The following is a 12001-nucleotide window of genomic DNA, read 5'->3' as shown; positions in this document are numbered from 1 at the left end:
TCACGTGAATCATTATGCTCTTACACCGAAAAATGCTTTCAGCTTTGCAAACATCCCTTTGTTTTCTTCTTCAAAGGATTGAAGAGGAACAGATTCACCTAGTACGCGGCGAGCAATATTGCGATACGCAATGGAAACTTTATTTTTAGCATCCATGACAATCGGTTCACCATTGTTTGAAGCCTTAATGACATCATCATCATCGGCTACAATGCCGAGAAGATCAATTGATAAATGATGGACAACTTCATCCACATCCATCGAATCGCCATTTTTCGCCATGTGTGTACGAATGCGGTTCACAATCAAACGAGGGGGTTCAATATCCTCTTGTTCCAGCAAGCCGATAATTCGGTCTGCATCTCTCACAGCTGAGATTTCAGGTGTCGTGACCACAATCGCTTTGTCAGCACCTGATACAGCATTTTTAAAGCCTTGCTCAATTCCAGCAGGGCAATCAATGACAACATAATCAAAGTCTTGTTTCAATGATTGAATTAATTCTTTGATCTGCTCCGGCTCTACCGCCGTTTTATCGCTTGTTTGAGCAGCAGGTAAAAGATACAAAAGATCCTCGAACCGCTTATCCTTCACAAGCGCTTGGTGAATCTTGCATCTTCCTTCTACTACATCGACTAGATCATAAATAATGCGGTTTTCAAGCCCCATCACGACATCTAAATTCCGAAGGCCGATGTCGGTATCAACTAGACACACTTTTTTTCCTTGAATTGCTAGTGCTGTGCCTAAGTTTGCAGATGTTGTTGTTTTGCCAACGCCGCCTTTTCCTGAGGTAATCACAATAGCCTCGCCCAATTTCACATTCCTCCCTCAAGCCTTGTCAGATTAGGTCTTATATGAGCCAATTGCTGCAGGCGTTCAATGATCATATTGCCATCTATATCTAAATAAGCACATTCCATTTCATTTCCATCTTCTTTTTGATCCGGTGCACGGTTAAACACCTGTGCGATGCGGAGCTGAGTTGGAATCATATGAGATGCCGCAATCACAGCTTGTTTGTTTCCATTACATCCAGCATGCGCTACACCTTTTAACGCACCAAGCACAAAAATATTCCCCCCTGCACGAATGGTGCCGCCAGGGTTGACATCTCCTATTAATAAAAGATCCCCTTCGACATAAAGCACCTGTCCAGAGCGTACAATTTTTGCTACAGAAGTAATCTCAGCCTCTGCTTTTAAACGTCTCGCTTCTTCAGTTGACATGACGTCACTTTCAATAGAGTGAATGACGAGATGTTCATTTTCAGACACCGCTTCAGTTAAACGCGCCTCTTGATCCTCTGTTAAATATCGAAAACCAAGTTTAATATGCACATTGACTTTATGTCCTTCTCTTCCATCTGTATATTGCTCAAGTAAAAGAACCTCTCGCAAGCCAGAAAGAAGGTCTTCAAACGAACAGTCATCATTTAACTGTAATGTTAATCCGTTTTTTGTACCTTTTATTGTCACATACTGCTGTTTTTGAGTTTTCAAGATGCTCACCTCAACAACATACTCATTTCGCCGTAATTGGACAAACTCCTGCTTTTATTCGTCGATCAGTCCTTGTTTCACATTGATGAAAAAGAGCCTAAGCGGCACAACAAGTATGAGAGACGCAGCAGTATTTAAAAGAATCGTTGGAATAAAGCGTTCGATGACATACGTATTAAAAGGCATAATACCTGGTTGAATCGTCGCTTGAACGCCGTACACATAAAACTCCATCACTGCAACAGCAATCATCGATAGAAAGACAACGACTAACATATTCGTTTGGAGAACTTTGAAGGCTTTTGCTAACAAATAGCAGAGCGCACCAAAGCCAAACATATGAACACCAAGAATACCTGTATACGAAATATCATATAAAAGTCCAAAGATAAATCCATAAATCACACCATATTTTTGATTCACAAAAGCTGTCATAAATACAAGTGCGAGTAAGATGAAATGAGGTGCTAAAATTTGATTATCTGAAACAAATGGGAGCTTCACTAAATCGACAAAAATACTGTCAAATACGAAAATAAACAACATGACGAAAGCAAGAAGGACACGTTTCACGAGCCTTCCTCCTTCGTTAATTGAGATGCATCTGCCGTACTTGTGCTGCGATTCACAACAATCACGCGGTCTAAATTATTGAGTTCAGCAGCTGGTTCTACATAAATAATTTTCGTCAGTCCGTAATGGTCCGGCTCAATTTCGCTTACCTTTCCAATCGTCAAGCCCTGCGGGAATACGCCCCCTGCTCCAGATGTTTCAACAAGATCTCCTTTTTTGACATCCCCATCAGCATCGGATTTTAAAATGTTCATTGTCAGCATTTTTTTCTTGCTGTCATAACCGTTAATAATTCCATTGAGTTCTTCTTTGCCCTTTTTCGCAAAAATTTTCGTTGAAATTCTATTATTTTGATCTGTAGAGCTTAGCAACCTTACAGTCGACGTAAAATTGTTGAGCTTATCACTTTCAATTTTCCCAATTAACGCACCACTCTCATTGGTGACCGCCATATCTTTTTCAACGCCTTGCTTTTTCCCTTTATCAATCATGACAAAACTATCCCAAAGGGACGGGTTTCTCGCAATGACTGTTGAAAGAATGGGCGTGTAGTCACGAATAGAGTTCACATATCCGAGCTGCTTGCGAAGCTTTTTGTTCTCATCTTCTAGTTCTTGAAGTTTCGCCTCATATTGGGTTTGTCCATCAAGTTTTTTTCGAAGACGCTCGTTTTCATCATATGTGTTCTTTAAATCTTGTACGTTTCCATAAATACCGGCAATAAATTGTGATGGTTTATGAAAGACACCTTGAAAAAAGCCTGTCGTATCCCCCACTAATTTTTCCGGCCATGAAGCACCTCTGCCGCTTTTCACTGAAAAACCAATCATGGCCACCAGTACGATGACACAGACAAGGAGCAACATTAATCTTTTATTCATAAAAAACTGCGGCATGTCTTACACCTCTTTATTTACGCCCAATTATCGATTATCTTTAGATTTTCCTTTGAACAAGTGAATATGTTCTAGTGCTTTCCCTGTTCCGATCGCCACACAGTCAAGCGGATCTTCAGCAATAATGACCGGCATTTTTGTTTCATCACTAATGACTTTGTCAAGATTACGCAGCAATGCACCACCGCCTGTTAAAACGATTCCACGGTCCATAATATCTGCTGCCAGCTCAGGTGGCGTTTTTTCAAGTGTCATTTTGACCGCATCGACAATTGTTTCCACCGTATCGCGAAGCGCTTTTGCAATTTCTTCTGCCGTAATAGAGATCGTTTTTGGCAGACCTGTTAAAAGGTCACGGCCGCGAATGTCCATCTCATCATGTACGTCAGGCTGCGCAGAACCGATTTCCATTTTAATCGCTTCTGACGTGCGATCACCAATCATAAGATTATACGTTTTACGAATGTAGCTGCTGATCGCATCATCCATCTCGTCTCCTGCAACACGGATCGATTGAGATGTCACAATACCGCCAAGTGAAATAATGGCTACTTCTGTTGTACCGCCGCCAATATCTACAACCATGCTTCCAGTTGGCTCCCATACAGGAAGGTTAGCACCGATTGCCGCAGCAAATGGCTCTTCAATAGGGTATGCGTCACGAGCACCAGCTTGTCTTGTTGCATCAATGACAGCACGCTCTTCTACTGCTGTAATACCAGATGGTACACACACCATCACGTACGGTTTACGAGCAAAAAGCCCTTTACCTTTTAATGCTTGATTAATGTAATATTTCATCATTGTTGCTGTCGTCTCGTAGTCTGCAATGACTCCGTCTTTCATTGGGCGCAGTGCCACAACATTACCAGGTGTACGACCGATCATGTTTCTAGCATCATTTCCAACCGCCACTATAGACTTCGTATCAGTTTCCAAAGCTACGACCGAAGGTTCTCTCACAACAATGCCTTTTCCTTTAATAAAAACAAGCGTATTCGCTGTTCCAAGATCTATTCCAAGGTCTTTTGTACCAATTCCAAACATATGTATGTATCTTCCTTTCTTAAACCAAAATTCCCTTTAGGGAAAAACTCATAAACTCTATTATATCGTAAAACATTGAAAAAAAAAGTGTTACAAATACCCTTTTTCCTTCAAACTCACAAATTTTTGATCACCGATCACTAGATGATCAAGCAGCTGTATTCCAATCAGCTTTCCACATTCAAAAAGTCGCTGTGTGACTTCAATATCTTCCCTGCTGGGCGTCGGATCTCCAGATGGATGGTTGTGCACACATATAAATGAAGCGGCCGAACGTTTAAAGGCCTCTTTAAAAATTTCACGCGGGTGAACAATCGACGAATTTAGACTTCCGATAAACACAGTATGTTTATGAAGAACTTGATTTTTGGTATTGAGATAAAGACAAACGAAATTCTCCTGCGTCAAAAATCTCATATCTTCCATCACAAAATTCGCACCATCTTCCGGCGTGCGGATCACATAACGATTGTCCGTCGTTTGATGGTGTAATCTAGTGCCGAGTTCTAAAGCAGCTAAAAGAGAGATCGCCTTCGCTTTTCCAACTCCTCGAATCTTTGATAGTTCTTCAATCGAAGCTTCCTTCACAGAACGAAGACCACCAAATGTTTGCAAAAGTCTTGCGGACACTTGAAGAACTGATTCCTTTTTTGTGCCTGTTCTCAAAAGAATCGCGACAAGTTCATGGTTTGATAAGCTGCTTGGTCCATATTTGACAAATCGTTCGCGCGGCTTTTCATCATGAGGAAAATGCTTCAGCAGCATAGGGAAATGATTCAAGATCTACACTCCTTTTTTGATTCCTTCCCGTCATCAAAAAGGGGTGATACCAAATGTTTCAAGCACTCTGACTGTTTTAGCAATAGGGAGTCCTACAACGGAAAAATAATCACCGTCTATTTTTTGTACAAACAGGGCACCTTTTCCTTGAATGCCGTAGCTTCCAGCTTTATCAAGAGGCTCACCGGTTTCAATATAGCGGTCTATTTCATCTTGTGTAAGCGGCCAAAATGTCACGTCTGTCTGTTCATAAAATGTTTCTTTTCTATTCTCTGATTGAATCGTGACACCAGTCAAGACTTGATGTGTCTTACCTGACAATAATTGAAGCATTGAGGCTGCATCTTCCTTGTCTTTTGGCTTTCCAAGACATTTGCCATCAATTGCAACAATTGTATCTGCACCAATGATCACAGCTTTGGGATGTATTTTTTGAATATCATTTGCTTTTTGTTCTGCCAACCATTGGACGTTCTCAGCAGGAGAAAGGTTTCGATTTATTTCTTCTTTTAAATCACTTGCTTGAATGTCATAAGAAAACCCTGCTAAATCAAGCAATTCTTTTCTTCTAGGTGATTGAGATGCGAGTATTAACTGGTTCATGTTTGTTCATCCTTTCAGGGTTTAGCCTAAGAAGTAAGATACCCATTCATCCTATCAAATGAACATCTTACCGACAATTAACGAAAATGCCATTTTCATGTTCCTACATCATTATGTTGGAAGCAAAAGAAAAAAACTAGTCATTTTTAGACTAGTTTGGCTGTTAAAAACATGATTTTACGTATTTAGTTGATCTAATAGCGCTTGCTGAGATTTCCAGCCATTTTCAGCAGATGGGTCATTTAAAAGCTGTACAGCTTTCAGCAAACTGCTTTTGGCTGGTGCGTCGGTTGTTTTGGCATTTTCAAGCTCAGAAATCAACTGAGTGACTTCTTTTTGATCCACATCTTCTCCTGCAATCACCTTAGAGGATAAGACAGATGCCTTCTCTATTAAACCTGTCAGCTCATCCGGCACTTGAAATGAGAGCTCTTTTCCTCCCCATGCTTCAAAGTGCTGATCGATCAATTTTTTCCCAACGGCACTTGTCATACCTTGTTCTGTGGCAAGTCCGGCAATAACATAATATCCATCATCCATTGATACCTTTTTACCTGCATATCCTGCCTCTTTTAAACTGTCAACTAAGTCATCTGCTCCTTTTTCAGAAGAAAACTTTCCAGCCTGCACCACAAAGGTTGAAAAATGACCTGATGCACTTTTTTCACCTTCATTGTCCTTTGACGTATCTGCAAGATCAGCCGGTGGTGCATCTCCCCCAGCTTTCGCCGACGGCCCGCTTCCAGATGCTGAGACGCTGATATGATCGCCTCCTGATAGATTGGCAGATCCATCTTTACTTAAACTTAGTGCAAATACACCGAGGCCTGTCCCTAGAACGACTGCAAACACAATCGTTGTCACCACTCGTTTGAAGGGACCGCGGTTTTTACTGAACTTCTGGTCAAAAGAACCTTTTTTCTTTTGATAAGGTGTGACGACCTCTGGATCCGAATGATAAATGTGATCCGCTGCATCGTCCCATTGAAAATCTTCTTCTTTCGGTTTAGACGGTTCTTCCTCGGAAGCGGCTGTCTCCTGTTCCGACTGCCTCTTTTCCTCCCAGTTCGAAAACGTCACTTGATCCTCTTGCTGTTTTTGAGGCTGATGCTCTTCTTCATGGAGCATTTCTTCCTTGCCATTAATATTGACCTTTAACCCTTGTTTTTTTGCCTGCCTTTTTTTCACTGTCATTCCCCGCTTTCTGACATTGTTTGTAAGAAAGACCTTTCTGTCCAATGAAATAGCGCGAATGTAACCCGTCCTTCTTTCTGTTTCACACTTTAACATAGCCAATAAAAAAAAGAACAAGACTTTTGTCGGCAGGTTCAAAAAGTGTTCGCCAATTTTCTCATCCAAAAAAATCACCAATTGGGTTTAACAGATCACCACAAAAAAGATAAAACCAGAAAGAACAAGCGATGGCAGGAACAAAAGGAAAGGGTTCATTTGCCTTGTAAGAAAACACCTTTGCGTAAACCATTCCCGTGACAGACGAAAGAAAAAGAATGATCAGAAACGGCTTAAATCCGAAGCAAAATGCAAGCACACCAAATAGTTTGACATCCGCTCCCCCCATACTATTTGGCTTGAAATGTTCTAAACTATAAAACAAAAGAAGACAAATAAGAAGAGATGCCGCTCCTTCCCACCAAATAAAAAGCGGTTCTAGCGTGCGGTATATGACGAAAAGAGGAAAAAAGAAGAGAAAGAGCTCGTTGGGTACTCTCATATAAAAAAGATCGCTCACGACAGCAATCACGAATAAACTACATAGACTCACAAGAAAAAGGCCCTCAAAAGAGAAACCAGCATGTTTATAAACGAGGAAAAAAAGGCCGCCTGTCAACAGCTCAACCATTGGATAAAGCAAAGAGAGCCGGGTTCCACAATGCTTACATGACCCTTTCAATACAATATAAGAAAAAAGCGGGAGCATGTCGTGAAAAGAAAGCGGCTCTTTACAAGCTCCGCAGTGTGAACGAGGAAAAAGAATAGACCGCTTCATTGGAAGCCTCTCACCAACTAGATGAAAAAATGACCCCATGACCATGCCTGTGAAAAACATAAAAAAATCAATCAAATTAGGTGACTCCTTCCGGAAATAGAATAGACCGGATTGTACCATAGCGATTCACCTTTGATCACCTTGCGAAAAAGTGATTTTCCCCCTCTCCTACATATCAAAAGAAAAAAGACGCACATTGCATAGAAGCAATTTGCGTCTTTTCCTTACTGTAAAATACGACTTCGTACATCTGAGATAAAATAAAGGGAACCTGTCACCAGAATCATTGCTGAAGGGTCATCTCTTTTCTTCTGAATGAAGTCAAGCACTGCACGAGGGTCTTCATCAAACGATTTTGCTTCTAAATGACTGCAATCATAAAGCTTTTCCGCTGACTCAGCTCTTGGAAAGTCAAAGGAAACAAAATGAATCGATGAACTAATCCTTTCAAGCTTTTCGATCATTTGTTTGTAAGGTTTATCTTTTAACGCACTAAAACATACATGAACCTGTTTACTAGAAAAATGAGCTTGTACAGTTTCGATTAAACGGTCCATTCCTTCTTCGTTATGAGCACCATCTAAATAAACAAGAGGCTGATCTTGGATCTTTTCAAATCTTCCAGCCCACACCGCCTGCCGAATTCCTTCATACACTTGCTCATTTAGTACATGGATATGTCCTTCTTGCTCCAGCCATTCGATCAGTAGAACGGCAAGGGAGGCGTTCTGCATTTGATGCGTTCCGATTAACCCTGTCTCTAGCTGCGAGTACTCCCTTTTTGGGGTAGTGAATGTGAAGCGTTCACCTGTTTCCGTCGGCTGCTGGTCCTTAAAGGTACAAGTATCATGTAACGAGATAAACGGCGCATTCTTTTCTTCGGCTTTGTGTTGAATCACAGTAAGAGCTTCCGCTTGATGAACGGCCGTGATTATCGGAATCCCAGCTTTAATAATGCCAGCTTTTTCTGCTGCAATCTGATCAAGTGTGTCGCCTAAAATGGCCATATGATCGTGACCAATCGACGTAATTGCTGTTAAGATGGGCGCTGCCACATTTGTAGAATCAAGTCTTCCGCCAAGTCCTGTTTCCAAGAGGACAAAGTCTACTTGGTGCACATGGGCAAAATAAGCAAACGCACATGCTGTAATGATCTCAAACTCTGTTGCTGCACCAAGCTCTGTATCATCTAATTCATCAACTAAAGGCTTGATTTCGTTCACCAAACTCAGCCACTCTTCGTCCAAAATCGGCTCCCCATTAACACTAATTCGTTCATTGAACGTTAAAATAAATGGCGAGGTGAAGGTTCCAACTGAATAGCCTGCTGACTGTAAAATGGATCGCGTAAATGCAATCGTTGATCCTTTTCCATTTGTTCCAGCTACATGCACCGCTTTTATTTTTTGTTCAGGATGGTCTAGTCTGTCCATCAGCCATTTCATTCGTTCAAGTCCCGGTTTGACACCGAAAGCGAGTCTGCTATGAATCCATTCAATGGCTTCATGATAGGTTGTAAACAATGTCATCTCTCATTTCATACGAAATTTTCAAAAAAGACGACTCCAATTCATTAGGAGCCGTCTTTTCACTCTTATGCTTTCAGCTCTTCAATACGCTTTTGAACAGCTTCGCGTTTTGCGACATAATCACGTTCTTTCGCACGCTCTTCTTCTACGACACTTTCAGGCGCTTTTTTCATAAAGCCTTCATTGCCAAGCTTTTTCTGAACTCGTTCCACTTCTTTTGTCAGTTTATCAAGCTCTTTTTGCAGACGGGCAATCTCTTCATCTAAGTTGATTAAGCCTTCAAGCGGCAGAATGAGTTCTGCTCCAGAAATAACAGCCGTCATCGCTTTATCACTAGCTGGGACATCTGTGCCAATTTCAAGAACACTTGGGTTCGTGAAGCGCTCAATATATGAACGATTTTTCTCTAAACGTTCCTGAACATCAGACGTAGATGCTTTAATGTAAAGCTCAACTTGTTTGCTCATTGGCGTGTTCACTTCACTGCGAATGTTACGAACAGAACGAATCAGTTCAACAAGCAGTTTCATATCAGCAGAAGCTTGTTCGTTGGAAAGCTCCGGCTTCACTTCAGGCCATGCCGCTACAGTAATGGACTCACCTTCATGAGGTAGATGCTGCCAGATTTCTTCTGTTAAGAATGGCATAAACGGATGAAGAAGTCTCATCGTTTGATCTAATACATACGCAAGGATCGAACGAGTCGTTTTCTTCGCTGCTTCATCTTCTCCATAAAGCGGAAGTTTCGCCATTTCAATGTACCAATCACAGAAATCATCCCAAATGAAGTTGTATAAATGTCTACCCACTTCGCCGAATTCATACTTGTCAGCAAGCTGTGTGACACTTTCAATCGTTTCATTTAAGCGTGTCAAAATCCATTGATCAGCAACTGATTTTTCTCCTGTTAAATCAAGCTCATCATACGTTAAACCATCCATATTCATGAGAGCAAAACGGGATGCGTTCCAAATTTTGTTCGCAAAGTTCCAAGTGGATTCAACCTTTTCAAAGCTAAAACGTAAATCTTGACCTGGAGAGCTTCCAGTCGCTAAGAAATATCTCAATGAATCCGCTCCGTACTTGTCGATAACCTCCATTGGATCAATTCCGTTGCCAAGTGACTTACTCATTTTACGCCCTTGTTCATCGCGGATAAGACCATGAATGAGGACATCTTTAAATGGTTTTTCTCCTGTGAATTCAAGACCTTGGAAGATCATACGGGATACCCAGAAGAAGATGATGTCATAGCCTGTTACAAGCAGATTGGTTGGGTAGTAGCGCTTGAAGTCTTCACTGTCTGCATCCGGCCAGCCCATTGTAGAGAAAGGCCAAAGCGCTGAACTAAACCATGTATCAAGTACATCGTTATCTTGCTCCCAGTTTTCAATATCTTCTGGCGCATCAAGTCCCACGTATACTTCCTTCGTTTCTTTATGATACCAAGCCGGGATGCGGTGTCCCCACCATAGTTGACGAGAAATACACCAATCACGAATGTTTTCCATCCAGTGTAAATACGTCTTTTCAAATCGGTCTGGAACAAATTGAACTTGCTCATCACCTTTTTGCAGATTGATGGCTTCATCTGCGAGCGGCTGCATTTTCACAAACCATTGTGTTGATAAATATGGCTCCACTACAGCGCCACTGCGCTCACTGTGACCAACTGAATGCATGTGGTCCTCAATTTTGAACAAAATGCCTTCTTCTTGAAGATCTTTCACAAGCTGTTTACGACATTCGAAGCGGTCCATTCCTTTGTATTGAAGTGCGTTTCCATTCATTGTGCCATCTTCATTCATCACAAGAATGCGCTCTAGGTTATGACGGTTTCCAAGCTCGAAGTCATTCGGGTCATGAGCCGGCGTAATTTTTACAGCTCCTGATCCAAATTCCATATCGACATAGTCATCCCCAACGATTGGAATCTCTCGGCCTGTAATTGGTAAAACAACTGTTTTCCCAATCAAATGCTGATAGCGTTCATCTTCAGGATGTACAGCGACTGCCGTATCTCCAAGCATCGTTTCAGGTCTTGTTGTCGCAATTTCAATCGAACCTGATCCATCTGCAAGCGGATATCTCAAGTGATAAAACGCTCCTTGCACATCCTTATAGATAACTTCAATATCAGAAAGGGCCGTTTTTGTTGCTGGGTCCCAGTTAATGATGTATTCTCCGCGATAGATCAATCCTTTTTCATACAATTGAACAAACACTTGGCGGACCGCTTTATTCAAGCCTTCATCTAATGTAAAACGCTCACGCGAATAGTCTAGACCTAGACCCATTTTCGCCCACTGGCTACGAATAAAATCGGCATACTCTTCTTTCCACTTCCACGTTTCTTCTACAAATTTTTCACGTCCGAGATCATAGCGGCTCACACCTTCTTCGCGAAGCTTCGCCTCGACCTTTGCTTGTGTTGCAATACCCGCATGGTCCATTCCTGGCAGCCATAAAACATCATAGCCCTGCATCCGTTTCATACGAGTCACGATGTCTTGAAGGGTTGAATCCCACGCATGCCCTAAGTGTAATTTTCCTGTCACGTTTGGTGGAGGAATGACGACTGTATATGGATCTTTCGTTTTGTCATTTTGTGCTTCGAAGAATTCCCCTTCAAGCCAGTACGTATAGCGGTCTTTTTCAATCGCATTTGGATCGTACTTTGTTGGCATTTCTTGATTATTTGTTCCCATTTGTGTTACCTCCACATTTTTTCGGCTGATGAAACATAAAAAAGCCTTCTCATCCTTATAAAAGGACGAAAAAGCTTTTTCGCGGTACCACCTTTTTTCACGAAACACTTAGACGTGTCCCGTACTCTCTAAAGGATAACGGGGATCTCCCGAATTTCTCTACTACATGTTTCAAGAAATTAAGCTCACAGGCGACCTTCCAAACAAGTGCATCCTAGAAAACCTTTCAGCTATTGGTTTCCCTCTCTTTAGGGTCTTGCTCGTACTCTTCCTGATCCACGCTTACGATATATCACGTTCATCAGCTTATACTCATCTTTTATTAATATTACTAAATGCCTTTTGTTTTCGTCAA

The 12001-nt window shown here is 41.6% G+C and carries 11 protein-coding genes and 1 other annotated feature; all 11 genes read right to left on the bottom strand.

Features of this window, described 5'->3' with window-relative positions:
• Nucleotides 1-12 precede the first annotated feature (12 nt).
• The gene (gene minD / locus MHH23_RS08170) at nucleotides 13-816 is read right to left on the bottom strand and encodes a septum site-determining protein MinD (protein WP_017358134.1); all 804 of its coding nucleotides are present in this window, start codon (nucleotides 814-816) and stop codon (nucleotides 13-15) included.
• 2 nt (nucleotides 817-818) lie between these two features.
• A complete protein-coding gene (minC, locus tag MHH23_RS08165; protein WP_007501533.1) occupies nucleotides 819-1502 on the bottom strand; it encodes a septum site-determining protein MinC in 684 nt (227 codons plus the stop codon).
• Between the two features lie 54 nt (nucleotides 1503-1556).
• Nucleotides 1557-2075, bottom strand: coding sequence for a rod shape-determining protein MreD (mreD, locus tag MHH23_RS08160; protein WP_008342803.1), 519 nt, complete (start codon nucleotides 2073-2075; stop codon nucleotides 1557-1559).
• The gene (gene mreC / locus MHH23_RS08155; protein WP_007501536.1) at nucleotides 2072-2971 is read right to left on the bottom strand and encodes a rod shape-determining protein MreC; all 900 of its coding nucleotides are present in this window, start codon (nucleotides 2969-2971) and stop codon (nucleotides 2072-2074) included. The genes mreD and mreC overlap by 4 nt, the downstream gene beginning before the upstream one ends.
• A 27-nt stretch (nucleotides 2972-2998) precedes the next feature.
• Nucleotides 2999-4018: a rod shape-determining protein gene (locus MHH23_RS08150; RefSeq protein WP_007501538.1), complete on the bottom strand. Its 1020-nt coding sequence runs from the start codon at nucleotides 4016-4018 to the stop codon at nucleotides 2999-3001.
• A gap of 90 nt (nucleotides 4019-4108) precedes the next feature.
• On the bottom strand, nucleotides 4109-4783 hold the full coding sequence (gene radC, locus MHH23_RS08145; RefSeq protein WP_026050121.1) for a RadC family protein: 675 nt from the start codon (nucleotides 4781-4783) through the stop codon (nucleotides 4109-4111).
• A 48-nt stretch (nucleotides 4784-4831) separates the two neighbouring features.
• Entirely contained in the window at nucleotides 4832-5401 is a 570-nt protein-coding gene (locus tag MHH23_RS08140; RefSeq protein WP_007501543.1) for a Maf family protein, read from the bottom strand.
• A 177-nt stretch (nucleotides 5402-5578) separates the two neighbouring features.
• Entirely contained in the window at nucleotides 5579-6772 is a 1194-nt protein-coding gene (locus MHH23_RS08135; RefSeq protein WP_326116666.1) for an SPOR domain-containing protein, read from the bottom strand.
• The gene (locus MHH23_RS08130) at nucleotides 6753-7484 is read right to left on the bottom strand and encodes a prepilin peptidase (RefSeq protein WP_144679873.1); all 732 of its coding nucleotides are present in this window, start codon (nucleotides 7482-7484) and stop codon (nucleotides 6753-6755) included. The genes MHH23_RS08135 and MHH23_RS08130 overlap by 20 nt, the downstream gene beginning before the upstream one ends.
• Nucleotides 7485-7633: 149 nt before the next feature.
• On the bottom strand, nucleotides 7634-8938 hold the full coding sequence (locus MHH23_RS08125) for a bifunctional folylpolyglutamate synthase/dihydrofolate synthase (RefSeq protein ID WP_326116665.1): 1305 nt from the start codon (nucleotides 8936-8938) through the stop codon (nucleotides 7634-7636).
• Between the two features lie 65 nt (nucleotides 8939-9003).
• Nucleotides 9004-11646, bottom strand: coding sequence for a valine--tRNA ligase (locus tag MHH23_RS08120; RefSeq protein WP_268430264.1), 2643 nt, complete (start codon nucleotides 11644-11646; stop codon nucleotides 9004-9006).
• A 58-nt stretch (nucleotides 11647-11704) separates the two neighbouring features.
• Nucleotides 11705-11934, bottom strand: a binding site (T-box leader).
• Nucleotides 11935-12001: the final 67 nt, after the last annotated feature.

The sequence above is a fragment of the Bacillus sp. FSL K6-3458 genome (genome assembly GCF_038005045.1).
GTDB lineage: Bacteria > Bacillota > Bacilli > Bacillales > Bacillaceae > Bacillus > Bacillus altitudinis.
The sequence above is the reverse complement of the archived record's forward strand: the minus strand, read 5'-3'. Positions and strand labels throughout refer to the sequence as shown.